The 15,152-nt window shown below is 62.4% G+C and carries 15 protein-coding genes; 10 read left to right on the top strand and 5 right to left on the bottom strand.

From position 1 onward, the window contains the following. Positions 1–37 precede the first annotated feature (37 nt). From LOY54_RS05050 to LOY54_RS05035, 4 genes are all read left to right on the top strand, one after another. Complete coding sequence (locus LOY54_RS05050; RefSeq protein WP_195885742.1) at positions 38–1,414, top strand: L-serine ammonia-lyase; 1,377 nt, start codon at positions 38–40, stop codon at positions 1,412–1,414. Between the two features lie 28 nt (positions 1,415–1,442). Next, complete coding sequence (gcvT, locus tag LOY54_RS05045; RefSeq protein WP_258609585.1) at positions 1,443–2,567, top strand: glycine cleavage system aminomethyltransferase GcvT; 1,125 nt, start codon at positions 1,443–1,445, stop codon at positions 2,565–2,567. A gap of 348 nt (positions 2,568–2,915) precedes the next feature. Further along, positions 2,916–3,128, top strand: a complete 213-nt coding sequence (locus tag LOY54_RS05040) for a cold-shock protein (protein ID WP_007931076.1) — start codon at positions 2,916–2,918, stop codon at positions 3,126–3,128. Between the two features lie 97 nt (positions 3,129–3,225). Continuing rightward, positions 3,226–3,714: an RDD family protein gene (locus LOY54_RS05035; protein WP_093387135.1), complete on the top strand. Its 489-nt coding sequence runs from the start codon at positions 3,226–3,228 to the stop codon at positions 3,712–3,714. A gap of 52 nt (positions 3,715–3,766) precedes the next feature. Here the strand turns inward: LOY54_RS05035 and lptG are convergent, their stop codons facing one another. Both lptG and lptF read right to left on the bottom strand, forming a co-directional pair. Beyond that, entirely contained in the window at positions 3,767–4,828 is a 1,062-nt protein-coding gene (gene lptG / locus LOY54_RS05030; RefSeq protein ID WP_258609583.1) for an LPS export ABC transporter permease LptG, read from the bottom strand. Beyond that, complete coding sequence (lptF, locus tag LOY54_RS05025; RefSeq protein WP_045196390.1) at positions 4,821–5,936, bottom strand: LPS export ABC transporter permease LptF; 1,116 nt, start codon at positions 5,934–5,936, stop codon at positions 4,821–4,823. The genes lptG and lptF overlap by 8 nt, the downstream gene beginning before the upstream one ends. Before the next feature lie 280 nt (positions 5,937–6,216). Here lptF and LOY54_RS05020 point away from each other — a divergent pair, with 280 nt between their 5' ends. The 5 genes from LOY54_RS05020 to rlmF all read left to right on the top strand — a co-directional run bounded on the left by LOY54_RS05020 (position 6,217) and on the right by rlmF (position 12,589). After that, positions 6,217–7,710 (top strand): leucyl aminopeptidase, encoded by a 1,494-nt coding sequence (locus LOY54_RS05020; protein WP_045196387.1) that lies wholly within the window; start codon positions 6,217–6,219, stop codon positions 7,708–7,710. Positions 7,711–7,761: 51 nt separating this feature from the next. Continuing rightward, positions 7,762–8,190 (top strand): DNA polymerase III subunit chi, encoded by a 429-nt coding sequence (locus LOY54_RS05015; RefSeq protein WP_093387140.1) that lies wholly within the window; start codon positions 7,762–7,764, stop codon positions 8,188–8,190. A gap of 5 nt (positions 8,191–8,195) precedes the next feature. Then, positions 8,196–8,543, top strand: a complete 348-nt coding sequence (locus tag LOY54_RS05010; protein ID WP_045196382.1) for a hypothetical protein — start codon at positions 8,196–8,198, stop codon at positions 8,541–8,543. A gap of 135 nt (positions 8,544–8,678) precedes the next feature. After that, positions 8,679–11,525: a valine--tRNA ligase gene (locus LOY54_RS05005; RefSeq protein ID WP_258609581.1), complete on the top strand. Its 2,847-nt coding sequence runs from the start codon at positions 8,679–8,681 to the stop codon at positions 11,523–11,525. Between the two features lie 101 nt (positions 11,526–11,626). Next, positions 11,627–12,589, top strand: coding sequence for a 23S rRNA (adenine(1618)-N(6))-methyltransferase RlmF (gene rlmF / locus LOY54_RS05000; RefSeq protein WP_093387145.1), 963 nt, complete (start codon positions 11,627–11,629; stop codon positions 12,587–12,589). Positions 12,590–12,640: 51 nt separating this feature from the next. Here the strand turns inward: rlmF and LOY54_RS04995 are convergent, their stop codons facing one another. Beyond that, complete coding sequence (locus LOY54_RS04995; protein ID WP_009398256.1) at positions 12,641–12,922, bottom strand: HU family DNA-binding protein; 282 nt, start codon at positions 12,920–12,922, stop codon at positions 12,641–12,643. A gap of 408 nt (positions 12,923–13,330) precedes the next feature. Between LOY54_RS04995 and yejK the strand changes: the two genes are divergently transcribed. After that, on the top strand, positions 13,331–14,338 hold the full coding sequence (gene yejK / locus LOY54_RS04990; protein ID WP_258609579.1) for a nucleoid-associated protein YejK: 1,008 nt from the start codon (positions 13,331–13,333) through the stop codon (positions 14,336–14,338). Here the strand turns inward: yejK and LOY54_RS04985 are convergent. Beyond that, positions 14,319–14,618 carry a GIY-YIG nuclease family protein gene (locus tag LOY54_RS04985; protein WP_045196374.1) on the bottom strand — a complete coding sequence of 100 codons (300 nt, stop codon included), beginning with the start codon at positions 14,616–14,618 and terminating at the stop codon, positions 14,319–14,321. The genes yejK and LOY54_RS04985 overlap by 20 nt on opposite strands. Positions 14,619–14,657: 39 nt before the next feature. Further along, the gene (locus LOY54_RS04980) at positions 14,658–15,128 is read right to left on the bottom strand and encodes a nuclear transport factor 2 family protein (RefSeq protein WP_045196373.1); all 471 of its coding nucleotides are present in this window, start codon (positions 15,126–15,128) and stop codon (positions 14,658–14,660) included. Positions 15,129–15,152: the final 24 nt, after the last annotated feature.

The raw sequence follows: 15,152 nt of genomic DNA, 5'->3' as shown, positions 1-15,152 counted from the left end.
GCCCCGCGATAGCCTTCATCACAACGAGGGTACGACCATGTCACTAAGCGTCTTCGACCTGTTCAAGATCGGCATCGGCCCCTCCAGTTCCCACACCGTCGGCCCCATGCGTGCCGCTGCGCGTTTTGCTGAAGGCCTGCGTCGCGACGGCCTGCTGGCCGCTACAGTCAGCGTCAAGGCCGAGCTCTATGGCTCGCTCGGCGCCACCGGCAAAGGCCACGGCAGCGACAAGGCCGTACTGCTCGGCCTTGAAGGCGAACACCCGGACAGCGTCGACACCGAAAGCATCCCCGCACGCCTGCAGGCCATCCGCAGCAGCGGCCGGCTCAACCTGCTCGGCGAGCATGCAATCGACTTCGTTGAAAAGCAGCACCTGGCGATGATCCGCAAACCCCTGGCCTTCCATCCCAACGGCATGATCTTCCGTGCCTTTGACGCCGCCGGCTTGCAGATTCGCAGCCGCGAGTATTACTCGGTGGGCGGTGGTTTCGTGGTCGACGAGGACGCCGCCGGCGCCGATCGCATCGTCGAAGACAGTACCGTGCTGCCCTACCCGTTCAAGACCGCCAAGGAGCTGCTTGGCCACTGTACCGCGCAGCACCTGTCGATCAGCCAGGTCATGCTGGCCAACGAAGCCGCCTGGCGCCCGGAAAGCGACACCCGCAGCGGCCTGTTGCACATCTGGCAGGTCATGCAGGACTGCGTGTCTGCCGGTTGTCGCAACGAAGGTATCTTGCCTGGCGGGCTCAAGGTCAAACGCCGCGCCGCCGCACTGTACCGCCAGCTGTGCAGCAACCCGGAGGCGAGCCTGCGCGACGCGCTGTCGGTGCTCGACTGGGTCAACCTCTACGCCCTGGCCGTCAACGAAGAAAACGCCTTTGGCGGGCGCGTGGTCACCGCGCCGACCAACGGCGCCGCCGGCATCGTCCCGGCAGTGTTGCACTACTACATGCGTTTTATCCCGGGCGCCAATGACGACGGCGTGGTGCGTTTTCTGCTCACCGCCGCCGCCATCGGCATCCTCTATAAAGAGAACGCCTCGATCTCCGGTGCCGAAGTCGGCTGCCAGGGCGAGGTCGGCGTTGCCTGCTCGATGGCCGCCGGAGCCCTGTGCGAGGTGATGGGCGGCACGGTGCAGCAGGTCGAGAACGCCGCCGAAATCGGCATGGAACACAACCTGGGCCTGACCTGCGACCCGATCGGCGGGCTGGTCCAGGTGCCCTGCATCGAGCGTAACGCCATGGGTTCGGTCAAGGCCATCAACGCGGTGCGCATGGCCCTGCGCGGTGACGGCCAGCACTTCGTCTCGCTGGATAAGGTCATCCGCACCATGCGCCAGACCGGCGCCGACATGAAAAGCAAATACAAGGAGACCGCCCGCGGCGGTCTGGCCGTCAACATCATCGAATGCTGACACCCTCTCAAGCCCCAAGGAGTCATCAATGTCCACCGAAACACTGCTCAAGACCCCGCTGCACGCCCTGCACCTGGAACTGGGCGCCCGCATGGTACCGTTCGCCGGATACGACATGCCGGTCCAGTACCCGCTGGGAGTGATGAAAGAACACCTGCACAGCCGCGAGCAGGCCGGCCTGTTCGATGTTTCGCACATGGGCCAGATCCGCCTGAGCGGTGCCGCTGCAGCCAAGGCCCTGGAAACCCTGGTGCCGGTCGACATCATCGACCTGCCGGTGGGCATGCAGCGTTATGCCATGTTCACCAACGAACACGGCGGCATCCTCGATGACCTGATGGTCGCCAACCTGGGCAACAACGAACTGTTCCTGGTGGTCAACGCCGCCTGCAAGGACCAGGACCTGGCCCACTTGCGCAAACATATCGGCGATCAGTGCCAGATCCAGCCACTGTTTGAAGAGCGCGCCCTGCTGGCCCTGCAGGGGCCGGCGGCGGTGAAGGTGCTCGAGCGCCTGGCACCCGTCGTGGCGAAGATGACTTTCATGCAGTTCCAGCCGGTACAACTGCTGGGCGCAGACTGTTTTGTCAGCCGTTCGGGCTACACCGGTGAAGACGGTTTCGAGATTTCGGTGCCGGCCGGCAAAGCCGAAGAGCTGGCGCGCCGCCTGCTGGCCGAACCCGAAGTCCAGGCTATCGGCCTGGGCGCACGCGACTCGCTGCGCCTGGAGGCCGGCCTGTGCCTGTATGGCCACGACATGAACAGCCAGACCACGCCCATCGAAGCCAGCCTGCTCTGGGCCATCTCCAAGGTGCGCCGTGCCGACGGCGAGCGCGCCGGCGGCTTCCCCGGTGCCGAGGCGATCTTCGCCCAGCAGCAAAGCGGGGTTGCGCGCAAGCGCGTGGGCCTGTTGCCGCAGGAGCGCACACCGGTGCGCGAAGGCGCCGAGATCGTTGACCAGTCAGGCACGGTTATCGGCAGCATCTGCAGTGGCGGCTTTGGCCCGACATTGAATGCGCCGGTGGCGATGGGGTACCTCGATGCCGCGTACAGCGCACTGCAAACCCCAGTGTGGGCGATCGTGCGCGGCAAGCGCGTGGCGATGAAAGTGAGCAAGATGCCCTTCGTTGCCCAACGCTATTATCGCGGCTGAATCGATACTTGAAACAACGTGTCATGAAGCGTTCGGATTTTCGAATTCGAACGCTTTTTATAACTTTCGAAAAGCGTTGCGACAAGGCTTGGAATGAGCCGGAAAAAATCGACCGAACGGCGGCTAAAAGGCACAGCGGCGGCGGTCTGCAGGGCTTGTTTTTGTCTTCAAAGTTAGCGTATTGTCTGTGCACTGTGTTTGCATGGGTCGCTATGGTTCGTGACCTGGGCAGTAGCTCTGATGTTTGCTACACCCGTTCGACGTCTCTTACTTTCCTGCAACCCAGCCCAGTACTCTTTCATTTGGAAGAAGCTGTTACTAATTCTAAGTTTCAAAGGAAATAAGACAATGTCCCAACGTCAGAGCGGTACCGTCAAGTGGTTTAACGACGAGAAAGGTTTTGGTTTCATCACTCCAGAAAGCGGTCCGGATCTGTTCGTACACTTCCGCGCTATTCAGGGTAACGGCTTCAAGAGCCTGAAAGAAGGTCAGAAAGTCACCTTCATCGCCGTGCAGGGCCAGAAAGGCATGCAGGCTGACGAAGTTCAAGCCGAAGGCTGATCTTCATCAACAAAGAAGCCTCTGCTGGCAACAGCAGGGGCTTTTTTGTGCGCGCAATTCCGTAGAATGGGCGTTTTGCGCAAGGAGGGCCTCGCCAGTGCCCAAGCAGCTGTTACAGCCCGAAGGTGAATTTCCCCCTGTCGACCTTGGCCGCCGCCTGGCCGCCATGTTCTATGACTTTTTGCTGTGCACCGCGTTGCTGATCGTCACCGCCGGTGCCTACAAGATGATCCAGATGGCTTTCATCGGGGAAGCGCGCATGCGCGAGTTGACCGAGGCCGGCGCCCTGGATGGCGACCCGTTGCTGTCGACCATCCTGCTGTTCGCCCTGTTCGGCTTTTTCGCCAAGTTCTGGACCCACGGCGGCCAGACCCTGGGCATGCAGGTATGGGGCATCCGTGTGCAAAATGCCGACGGCAGCGCCATCAGCCTGTGGCAGGCGCTGCTGCGTTTTGTCGTATCGATCGGCTCGTGGTTGTGCCTGGGCCTGGGTTTTATCTGGGCGTTGTTCGACAAGCGCAAGCGCAGCTGGCACGACATCTACTCCGACACTCAACTGGTGCGAATTCCCAAGCGCAAAAAATAACCGCGCACAAAAAAGCCGACCCTGAGGTCGGCTTTTTCTTGTCTGCGGCAATTTATCCGGCGCGCCGCAACATCCACAACCCGGCCACCGCACAGATCGCCGCCGGCAGCACCACCGCCAGCAACGGCGGGAAGCCGAACACCTGGCTGGAAGGCCCGAGCAGGTCCTGGGCGATGCGGAACACAAAACCCACCAGCACCCCGGTGAACACCCGCTGACCAAGGGTCACCGAGCGCAGCGGACCGAAGATGAAGGAGATGGCCATCAGCACCAGCGCCGCGGTGACCATCGGCTGCAGCACCTTGGTCCAGAATGCCAGCCAGTACCGGGCGTTGTTCAGGCCCTGGTCGGACAGGTAGTGGATGTAATCCCAAAGACCGGTGATCGACAGTGATTCTGGTGCGACCACTACGGTATTGAGCAACTGCGGGGTGACCGACACGTCCCAGCGTTCTTCAGGCGTATTGATGACTTCGGTGTGATCGCCGCGGAAATAGGTGGTGGTCACGTCGCTGAGCAGCCAGTGATCTTCCTTGTACTGGGCACGACGGGCAAAGCTCGAGGTCTGCATGTGCCGCTCGTTGTCGAAGCGATAGCGGGTCACGCCGTAGAGCAAGCCGTTGGGCTGCACCGAGTTGATGTGCACGAACTCGTCACCCTGGCGGTGCCACATGCCGCGCTTGGAGCTCTGCGCCTCACCACCGCCCTGGGCCAGGGAACGGTCGGCCTGGGCCTTGTTCTCGGTGACCGGGGCCAGGTACTCGCCAATCAGGATACCGGCCAGCATCAGCACCAGCATCGGCTTCATCACCGCCCAGACGATCCGCCCGATCGACACGCCGGCGGCGCGCATGATGGTCAGCTCGCTGCTGCTGGCCAGGCTCCCCAGGCCGATCAGGCAGCCGATCAGGGCAGCCATCGGCAGCATGTCGTAGAGCCGCCGCGGTGCGGTAAGCAAGACGAAATTGCCGGCGTCCATCAGCGTGTAGGTGTCGGTGATATCGCCCATTTCATCGATGAAGGCGAACAGCGAAGCCAGGCCCAGGATGATGCCCAGTACGGCAAGAATCGCCATCAGCACACTTTTGCCGATGTAACTGTCGAGCTTAACCATGGGCCACCTCCGCACGGCGAGCGGCGCGCTTGAGGCGCAACGGCTCCCAGTACATCAGCCCCAGGCCGATCAACAGAAACAGGCCATGGACCCACCAGATACCCAGGCCGATCGGCAGCTTGCCTTTCTCCAGGGCGCCACGCACGGCAATCAGCATTGTCAGGTACGCCATATACAGAAGAATCGCCGGCAGCAGTTTGAGGAAACGGCCCTGGCGCGGGTTGACCCGCGACAGTGGCACCGCCAGCAGGGTGACGATGAACACCAGCAACGGCAGCGACAGGCGCCACTGCAGCTCGGCACGCTCGCGCAGGCCCTTGCTGCCAATCAGTTGCGAGGTCGGGATGGCTTCACGCTCGGTGATCTCTTCACTGACTTCAGGCTTGGGCAACAGCACACCGTAGGTGTCGTACTTGATTGCGCGGTAATCAGCCTGGCCAGGGTTACCGTCATAGCGGTAGCCGTTTTCCAGGATCAGGTAGCGGTTGCCATCGGGGTTGACCTGCTGGTGGCCTTTTTCCGCCACCAGTACCGACGGACCGCGGTCCTTGGTCTTGTCCTGGTTGAAGCGCTTCTCGGAAATGAACACACCGCCAAGGTTTACCCGATCTTCCGACAGCTGCTCGGTATAGGTAACCCGCGAACCATCGCGCAGGGTCTGGAAGCGGCCCGGCACCAGGGTGTCGAACTCGGTCAGGGCGTCCTGCTGGTTGATGATCTGTGCGACCTGGGTAACGCCCTGGGGCGCCAGGCTCAGGCTCAGCCAGGCTACCAGCAAGGCCACCAGTGCCGCCGGCGCCATGGTCATGCCCAGCAGCCGCTGCTGGCTCATGCCGGTGGCCGAAAGCACGGTCATCTCGCTTTCCAGGTACAAACGGCCATAGGCCAGGAGGATACCGAGGAACAGCCCCAGGGGCAGGATCAACTGCAGGAAGCCCGGCAGGCGGTAGCCCATGATCAGGAACAGCACGCTCGGGTCGAGCACGCCCTGGGCCGCCTGGGCCAGGTATTTGATGAAGCGCCCACTCATGATGATGACCAGCAGCACAGCGCTGACGGCACTCAAGGTCACCAGGACCTCGCGGGACAGATAACGAAAGACGATCAAACCAGACACTCCTGGGTTGTCAGGCTCGGACAGCCGAACAAGAAATCCATAACAGCCAAGATAGTAGCCCGCTCGCCAGAGCGAACCCGGGTAAAAGTTGGCGCATTATCCTGTGATTGGCCGTGCCTGTCACTTGGCGCCGCACAATGCTTCATCTCGGGGTTGTCAGGGCGGGCGAAGCAGGCTCAAACTGGGGGCTTTAGCACTGGTACGCGACCACGCGGCCACGACCGCGCCTGCATAGACAACGCGCATCGACAGATCATTCGGGGAACCTGACATGGAACTGGTTGTAAAAAGCGTAGCCGCAGCATCCTTGAAAACCGCCACCCTGGTCCTGCCCGTGGCTGAAGGCGGCAAACTCGGCGCCATCGCCAAAACCATCGACGAAGCTACCGGCGGTGCCCTGGCCAGCGTGCTCAAGCGCGGCGACCTGGCCGGCAAGGTCGGCCAGACCCTGCTGCTGCACAGCCTGCCAAACCTCAAGGCCGAGCGCGTGCTGCTGGTGGGTACCGGCAAGGATGCCGAGCTGGGTGATCGCAGCTGGCGCAAGGTCGTTGCCGCCGTGCTGGCAGTGCTCAAGGGCTTGAACGGCAGCGACGCAGCACTGGCCCTGGACGACGTAAAGGTTGCCGGCCGCGATGCTTTCTATGGCAAGACCCGCCTGCTGGCCGAGAGCCTGCTCGATGGCCAGTACGTGTTCGACCAGTTCAAGAGCAAGAAAGCCGAACCTCGCGCCCTGAAAAAAATCACCCTGCTCAGCGCCAAGGCCGGTGCCAGCGATGTCGAGCGCGCGGTCAAGCACGCCGTTGCCATCGCCAACGGCATGGGCTTCACCCGCGACCTGGGCAACCTGCCGCCGAACGTCTGCCACCCAAGCTACCTGGCCGAACAGGCCAAGGCCCTGGGCAAGGAATTCAAGGGCCTCAAGGTCGAGGTGCTGGACGAGAAGAAGATCAAGGACCTGGGCATGGGCGCCTTCTACGCCGTCGGCCAGGGCAGCGACCAGCCGCCACGCCTGATCGTGCTCAACTACCAGGGCGGCAAAAAGAGCGAGAAGCCTTTCGTGCTGGTGGGCAAGGGCATCACCTTCGACACCGGTGGCATCAGCCTCAAGCCCGGCGCCGGCATGGATGAAATGAAGTTCGACATGGGCGGCGCCGCCAGCGTCTTCGGCACCCTGCGCGCCGTGCTCGAGCTGCAACTGCCGATCAACCTGGTGTGCCTGCTGGCCTGCGCCGAGAACATGCCGAGCGGCGGCGCCACCCGTCCTGGCGACATCGTCACGACCATGAGCGGGCAGACCGTCGAGATCCTCAACACCGACGCCGAAGGCCGCCTGGTGCTGTGCGACACCCTGACCTACGCCGAGCGCTTCAAGCCTCAGGCAGTGATCGACATCGCCACCCTGACCGGCGCCTGCATCGTCGCCCTGGGCAGCCACACCTCGGGCCTGATGGGCAACAACGACGACCTGGTCGGGCAACTGCTCGATGCCGGCAAGCGCGCCGACGACCGCGCCTGGCAGCTACCGCTGTTCGACGAATACCAGGAACAGCTCGACAGCCCGTTCGCCGACATCGCCAACATCGGCGGGCCAAAAGCCGGCACCATCACCGCCGGTTGCTTCCTGTCGCGCTTTGCCAAGGCCTACAACTGGGCTCACCTGGACATCGCCGGCACCGCCTGGATCAGCGGCGGCAAGGACAAAGGTGCCACTGGCCGCCCGGTTCCACTGCTGACCCAGTACCTGCTCGATCGCGCCAACGCCTGAGGCGACGCTGGCCGTCTGCGCCTTGGGGCGTAGCCGGCCGGCAGGCAGACCATGAGCAAAGTCGATTTCTACATATTGCCCAGCGCCGCGCCCTCGGCGCGCCTGGATTTCGCCTGCAAGCTGTGCGACAAGGCCTGGCGCCTGGGGCACCGGGTTTACCTGCATTGCAGCGACGCCGCCCAGCGCGATGAACTGGACGCGCGCCTGTGGGCGTTCAAGGGCGAGGCCTTCGTGCCCCACGACGCGGCTGAAGACAACCCGCAGGGCAGCGTCGCTCTGGGCCTTGGCGATGATGCCGGCAGCCACCAGGACCTGCTGATCAACCTTGACCTCAAGGTACCGGCGTTCGCTTCCCGCTTTGCCCGGATCGCCGAGATCGTGGTCGAAGAGCCGGCGATTCGTCAGGCGGCCCGAGAGAGTTTCCGTTTCTACCGCGAACAGGGCTATGCTCTGCAAGATCACCGCTTACAGCGACTCTGAAGACGATGGACAAACCCACTCCCCTGCCCCAATCCGCGCACCTGCTGGACGACCTGGAGTCGATCCGCCAGCTGCTTGGCGATGCATCCCTTGAGCCGCCGCTGTTGACCGACACCGTCGAGGAGCAGATCCCGCTGCTGCTCGAAGAGGCCGAAGCAGCGCCGCAGCCGGCGCCTGAAGCGCCAGCCGACCCGCAGGCCAAGCGCCAGGAAACCCTGCTGCACCTGGACGCCGAGCTACGCGCAGCGGCCCAGTTGATCATGCAGGACGTGATCAACGATTTCGCCCCGCATATCGAAAGCGAAATCAAGCGCCGCCTCGATGCCCGGCTCGAGCGCCTGCTCAACCAATAAAAAACAGTAACAAGCTTCAAGCGACAAGCTGCAAGAGCCGTGCGGCGCTCTGAGCTTGCAGCTTGTCGCTTGAAGCTTGCCGCTTCGTTATACTCTCCGGCTTTCCTGAATAAATGCCTAAGGGTCCCGCCGCGCATGGATAAGACCTACCAGCCGCACGCCATTGAAACTTCCTGGTACAACACCTGGGAGTCCGAGAATTATTTCGCTCCGCAAGGCGCGGGCGATTCCTACACCATCATGATCCCGCCGCCGAACGTCACCGGCAGCCTGCACATGGGTCATGGCTTCAACAACGCGATCATGGACGCCCTGATCCGTTTCCGCCGCATGCAGGGCCGCAACACCCTGTGGCAGCCAGGTACCGACCACGCCGGTATCGCCACGCAGATGCTGGTCGAGCGTCAACTCGAAGCCAAAGGCCAGAACCGTCACGACCTGGGCCGCGAGAAGTTCCTGGAAAAGGTCTGGGAATGGAAAGATCAGTCCGGTGGCAACATCAGCCGCCAGATTCGCCGCCTGGGCTCGTCGGTCGACTGGAGCCGCGAGCGTTTCACCATGGACGACGGCCTCTCGGAAGCAGTGAAAGAAGCCTTCGTGCGCCTGCATGAAGACGGCCTGATCTACCGCGGCAAGCGCCTGGTCAACTGGGATACCAAGCTGCACACGGCGATTTCCGACCTCGAAGTGGAAAACCACGACGAGAAGGGTCACCTGTGGAACCTGCGCTACCCGCTGGCTGACGGCGCCAGGACTGCCGACGGCAAGGACTACCTGATCGTCGCCACCACACGCCCGGAAACCATGCTCGGCGACGCCGCCGTTGCCGTGAACCCGGAAGACGAGCGTTACAAGGCGCTGATCGGCAAGTTCGTCGAGCTGCCGCTGGTTGGCCGCCGTATCCCGATCATCGCCGACGACTATTGCGACCCTGAGTTCGGCACCGGCTGTGTGAAAATCACCCCGGCCCACGACTTCAACGACTATGAAGTCGGCAAGCGCCACAACCTGCCGCTGCTGAACATCTTCGACAAGAACGCCTTCGTCCTGCCGGCCGCCCAGGTGTTCAACCTCGACGGCAGCGTCAACGACAGCATCGACGCGACCCTGCCGGCCCAGTATGCAGGCCTCGACCGCTTCGTTGCGCGCAAGCAGATCGTTGCCGATTTCGACGCCGCCGGCCTGTTGGTCAGCGTCGACGACCACGCCCTGAAAGTGCCGAAAGGCGACCGCTCGGGTACCGTCATCGAGCCGTGGCTGACCGACCAGTGGTACGTGTCGACCAAGCCGCTGGCAGAGCCTGCGATTGCTGCCGTCGAAGACGGCCGCATTCAGTTCGTGCCCAAACAGTACGAAAACATGTACTTCTCCTGGATGCGCGACATCCAGGACTGGTGCATCAGCCGTCAGCTGTGGTGGGGTCACCGTATTCCGGCCTGGTACGACGAATCCGGCAAGGTCTATGTCGGCCGTAGCGAAGAAGAGGTGCGCAGCAAGCACAACCTCGGCGCCGACGTGGTCCTGAACCAGGACAACGACGTGCTCGACACCTGGTTCAGCTCGGGCCTGTGGACCTTCTCGACCCTGGGCTGGCCACAGCAGACCGAATTCCTCAAGAAGTTCCACTCCACCGACGTGCTGGTCACCGGCTTCGACATCATTTTCTTCTGGGTTGCCCGGATGATCATGCTGACCATGCACCTGGTGAAGAACGAGGACGGCACCCCGCAGGTACCGTTCAAGACTGTGTATGTGCACGGCCTGGTGCGCGATGGCCAGGGCCAGAAGATGTCCAAGTCCAAGGGCAACGTCCTTGACCCGCTGGACATCGTTGACGGCATCACCCTGGACGAACTGCTGGAAAAACGCACCAGCGGCATGATGCAGCCAAAGCTTGCCGAGAAGATCGCCAAGCAGACCAAGGCCGAGTTCCCGGAAGGCATCGCCAGCTACGGCACCGACGCCCTGCGCTTCACCTTCTGCTCGCTGGCCTCCACCGGTCGCGACATCAAGTTCGACATGGGCCGCGTCGAAGGCTACCGCAACTTCTGCAACAAGATCTGGAACGCTGCGCGCTATGTTCTGGACAAGGGCGAAGACTGCGGCCAGAACGGCGAAGCCTACGAGCTGTCGCTGGCTGATCGCTGGATCATCTCGCAGCTGCAGCGCACCGAAGCCGAAGTCACCCGCCAGCTCGACCAGTTCCGCTTCGACCTGGCCGCCCAGGCGCTCTACGAGTTCATCTGGAACCAGTATTGCGACTGGTATCTGGAGCTGTCCAAGCCGGTCCTGTGGGACGAGAACGCCCCGGTCGAACGCGCCCGTGGCACTCGCCGCACCCTGGTCCGGGTACTGGAAGTGGCACTGCGCCTGGCCCATCCGTTCATGCCGTTCATCACCGAAGAAATCTGGCAGCGCCTGGCGCCGCTGGCCGGCGCGCAAGGCAAGACCATCATGCTGCAGCCATGGCCAGTGGCCAATGAAAGCCGCATCGATGCCGCTGCCGAAGGCGATATCGAATGGCTCAAGGAGCTGATGCTCGGCGTGCGCAACATCCGCGGCGAAATGAACATCGGCCCGGGCAAGCCACTGCAACTGTTCCTGAAAAACGCCAGCGCCGAAGACCAGCGCCGCCTGCAGGAAAACGAAGCGCTGCTGAAGAAGCTGGCGAAGATCGAGTCCTTCACCGTGCTCGGCGAACAGGACGAGGCGCCGCTGAGCGCCACCGCCCTGGTCGGCGATCTGCAAGTACTGGTGCCGATGGCCGGGCTGATCGACAAGGACGCCGAGCTGGCTCGCCTGAACAAGGAAATCCAGCGTCTGCAGGGCGAAGTCCAGCGCGTCGGCGGCAAGCTGTCCAACGCCGCCTTCGTCGACAAGGCACCGCCTGCGGTGATCGACAAGGAACGCGCCAAGCTGGCTGAAGCCGAACAGGCCCTGGCCAACTTCACCGAGCAGCATGCGCGGATTGCCGCCTTGTAACGATCGCTGACCTCAGTGATGCCATCGCGGGTCAAGCCCGCTCCCACAGAAGTCTCTGTAGGAGCGGGCTTGACCCGCGATGCTTTGCACCGGACCTCAACATGACCACAACCAACAAACCGACCCTGCACCCGCGCAACCGCCACCAGGGCCGCTACGACTTCCCCCAGTTGATCAAGAGCAGCCCGCAGCTGGGCCAGTTCATGATCACCAACCCCCACGGCAAGCCGAGCATCGACTTCGCCAACCCGGATGCCGTCAGGGTCTTCAACCGCGCCCTGCTCAAGGCCCAGTACGGTATCCAGCACTGGGACATCCCGGCTGACTACCTGTGCCCGCCAATCCCCGGCAGGGCCGACTACGTACACGTGCTGGCCGACTTGCTGGCAGACGAAAACGGCGGCGAAATACCCCGTGGCGCGCAGGTCCAGGCCCTGGACATCGGCGTCGGTGCCAATTGCATCTACCCGTTGCTGGGCAACAGCGATTATCGCTGGCGCTTTCTCGGTTCAGACATCGACGCCACGGCACTGGCTGCGGCCGGCGCCATCGTCCAGGCCAACGGCCTGGGCAAGGCCATCAGCCTGCGCCAGCAAGGCAACCGCAAGCACATCCTGCTGGGGCTGCTCAAAAGCGACGAGCGCTTCGACCTGACCCTGTGCAACCCGCCCTTCCACGCCTCACGCGAAGAAGCCACCCGCGGCAGCCAGCGCAAATGGCGGGCACTGGGCAAGGCCGATCCCAAGCGCAAGCTGCCGGTGCTGAACTTTGGCGGGCAGAACAACGAACTGTGGTGCGAAGGCGGCGAGATCCGCTTCGTCAGCCAGTTGGTGGCCGAGAGCGTCAGCCTGAGCCAGCAGGTGCTGTGGTTCACCAGCCTGGTATCGAAAGCCTCCAACCTGCCCGGCATCCAGGCCGCGCTGAAAAAGGCCGGGGCGGCCGAACAGCGGGTGGTGGAGATGGGCCAGGGGCAGAAACAGAGCCGCATGATTGCCTGGACCTTCCAGGACGCCGCAGCGCGCCAGGCTTGGCGCCAGCAGCGCTGGAGCAAAACCCAGTCATAAAAAAACCGCGTCCGGGCAACCCGGACGCGGCTTTTGTCGAGCTGTTTACAATTACTTGTTTACAGCGTCGGTCAGCACTTTGGCTGGTACGAACTTGACGACTTTCTTGGCAGCGATTTCGATGGCAGCGCCAGTCGAAGGGTTGCGGCCGGTACGGGCAGGACGCTCGGTGATTTTCAGTTTGCCGATGCCTGGCAGGGTGATTTCGCTGCCATTTTCCAGTTGATCAGCAACGATCTGGCCCAGTTGCTCCAGAGCGTTACGCGCGGTGGTTTTTGGCGCGTCGATAGCTTCAGCGATATCGGCGATCAGTTGGTCTTTGGTCAATGCCATGGTGGTGTTCCTTCCCTATCAAATTCAGTGAGTATGCAGAGTGCTACGTCAGTCATCGAGCCAGACCTGCGGGGGATCCGGCGGTCCGGTGTTACAGCCACGTCAATCGCGTATGTAGATACGTAAAACGACGTTTGGTTCGACGTGACGCGAGCGGTCTGCCAGCAATGCGCCACACACGGGGCGCAAGACCGGGCAAAACTACCACAGGAATAGATAAATATCCGCCTCCCACAGGGCAAATGTGCAGGTTTTTCGGGGGTTTGCGCGAAAAAACGCAAAAATTTGAACAAAAAATAAACAACCGACATATCTGCCAACATCTGGCCGCTGAATCACCCCTGTGCTGAGGTACACTTGGCGACTTTGCAACGCGGCCAGCACCGCCCATTTTCAACCGAGAATCCCATGCCGATCCGTCATTGCATCGTCCACCTGATCGACAAGAAACCCGATGGCAGCCCCGCCGTGCTGCACGCCCGCGACTCGGAACTGGCCGAGTCGGGTGCCATCGAAAACCTTCTGGCCGACCTCAACGATAGCTACAACGCCAAACAGGGCAAAGCCTGGGGCTTCTTCCACGCAGAATCCGGCGCCCACCCGTTCAGCGGCTGGCTCAAGGAATACCTCGACGAAGGCAGCACCTTCACGGCCTTCAGCCGCGTCGCCGTCGAGCACCTGCAAAAGCTGATGGAAGAGTCCAACCTGTCGGTCGGCGGCCACGTGTTGTTCGCCCACTATCAGCAAGGCATGACCGATTACCTGGTGATCGCCTTGCTGCACCACAGCGAAGGCGTGGCGGTAAACGCCGAGCTGGATGTGACCCCGTCGCGCCAACTGGACCTGGGCCAGCTGCACCTGGCCGCGCGCATCAACCTTTCCGAGTGGCAGAACAACAAGGCCTCCAAGCAGTACATCTCGTTCATCAAGGGCAAGAACGGCAAGAAAGTCTCGGAGTACTTCCGCGACTTCATCGGCTGCCAGGAAGGCGTCGACGGCCCGGGCGAGACCCGCACCCTGCTCAAGGCTTTCAGCGATTTTGTCGAAAGCGAAGACCTGCCCGAAGAAGCCGCCCGCGAGAAGACCCAGACCCTGGTCGACTACGCCACCAGCCAGACCAAGGCCGGCGAGCCAGTAACCCTCGAGGAGCTCTCAGGGCTGATCGATGAAGACCGCCCACGGGCCTTCTACGAGCATATTCGCAACAAGGACTACGGCCTGTCGCCGGAAATCCCCGCCGATAAGCGCACGCTCAACCAGTTCCGCCGCTTCACCGGCCGTGCCGAAGGGCTGTCGATCAGCTTTGAAGCGCACTTGCTGGGCTCGAAGGTCGAGTACGACGAGGAAGCCGGCACCCTGATCATTAAGGGCCTGCCGACGCAACTGACCGATCAGCTCAAGCGTCGCAAGGACTGAGCCCCGCCCAGGAGGCCACCAGCGCCTCCTTGGCACTCTTGCGCAGCTTTTTCACCAGCCGCTCCTGTTGCAGCGCCTTGGTTTTGTCGGGCCAGGCCTCGACATAGACCAAAGCCACTGCCGGGCTGGTGCTGAAGTAGCGTGCCCCCTGGCCCTTCTGGTGGGCCTGGAAGCGCCGCTCCGGGTTGTCGCTGATCCCGCAGTACAGCGAGCCATTGGCGGCGCGTACCAGGTAGACGTACCAGGGTTTGTTCGGTGGTTGGGCAATGGGCTCGGACACGTTAGTGACTATCAACGGCAAAGCGCACAGCTTAGCGCCTCAGCGCCCCGCCTGAAACGCCCGCAGGCCTTTCTGCGCCTGGGCGCGCACCTTGCCCTGGACCAGCGGCGACCAGCCCAGCAGCACCCCCGTGGTGCCCAAGGCCTGACGTGACCAGCGCCACAGGTCGAAACTGTCGTGGTGCTCGCAGATCTTGCCGTCCCGAAACACAAAGCGTGCCTGGATGTCATTGACCACGGTGCGGCCGGTCTGGCTGAACAGGTAGCGGGCGACCCAGCGGGCGCTGCCAGCGCGCTCGTCGGCGCGTACCGTGTCGAAGGTCAGGGTAAAGTCCTTGGCGCGGGTGGTGAGCATGCGCCACATGTCACCGGCATCCTTGCCGCGCAAAGTACCGAAGACCGGGTCACTGAAAACGATATCGTCGCTGTAACAGGCGACCATGGCTTCGGCGTCCAGGCGCTGGAAAGCCTGGTAGAAGCGGGTGATCAGGGCAGTATTGGCGTCGCTCATGGTGCAGGTCCGGTTCATGGCAAT

This window comes from Pseudomonas sp. B21-032, from assembly GCF_024748965.1.
Lineage (GTDB): Bacteria > Pseudomonadota > Gammaproteobacteria > Pseudomonadales > Pseudomonadaceae > Aquipseudomonas.
The sequence above is the reverse complement of the archived record's forward strand: the minus strand, read 5'-3'. Positions and strand labels throughout refer to the sequence as shown.

What these genes read in the sequence shown, in the direction of transcription:
- LOY54_RS05005 (WP_258609581.1), top strand. Translation starts at nt 8,679, where the DNA reads ATGGATAAGACCTACCAGCCGCACGCCATTGAAACTTCCTGGTACAAC.
- lptG (WP_258609583.1), bottom strand. Translation starts at nt 4,828, where the DNA reads ATGGTTAAGCTCGACAGTTACATCGGCAAAAGTGTGCTGATGGCGATT.
- yejK (WP_258609579.1), top strand. Translation starts at nt 13,331, where the DNA reads ATGCCGATCCGTCATTGCATCGTCCACCTGATCGACAAGAAACCCGAT.
- rlmF (WP_093387145.1), top strand. Translation starts at nt 11,627, where the DNA reads ATGACCACAACCAACAAACCGACCCTGCACCCGCGCAACCGCCACCAG.
- LOY54_RS05050 (WP_195885742.1), top strand. Translation starts at nt 38, where the DNA reads ATGTCACTAAGCGTCTTCGACCTGTTCAAGATCGGCATCGGCCCCTCC.
- LOY54_RS04980 (WP_045196373.1), bottom strand. Translation starts at nt 15,128, where the DNA reads ATGAGCGACGCCAATACTGCCCTGATCACCCGCTTCTACCAGGCTTTC.
- LOY54_RS05010 (WP_045196382.1), top strand. Translation starts at nt 8,196, where the DNA reads ATGGACAAACCCACTCCCCTGCCCCAATCCGCGCACCTGCTGGACGAC.
- gcvT (WP_258609585.1), top strand. Translation starts at nt 1,443, where the DNA reads ATGTCCACCGAAACACTGCTCAAGACCCCGCTGCACGCCCTGCACCTG.
- LOY54_RS05020 (WP_045196387.1), top strand. Translation starts at nt 6,217, where the DNA reads ATGGAACTGGTTGTAAAAAGCGTAGCCGCAGCATCCTTGAAAACCGCC.
- LOY54_RS05015 (WP_093387140.1), top strand. Translation starts at nt 7,762, where the DNA reads ATGAGCAAAGTCGATTTCTACATATTGCCCAGCGCCGCGCCCTCGGCG.
- LOY54_RS05040 (WP_007931076.1), top strand. Translation starts at nt 2,916, where the DNA reads ATGTCCCAACGTCAGAGCGGTACCGTCAAGTGGTTTAACGACGAGAAA.
- LOY54_RS04995 (WP_009398256.1), bottom strand. Translation starts at nt 12,922, where the DNA reads ATGGCATTGACCAAAGACCAACTGATCGCCGATATCGCTGAAGCTATC.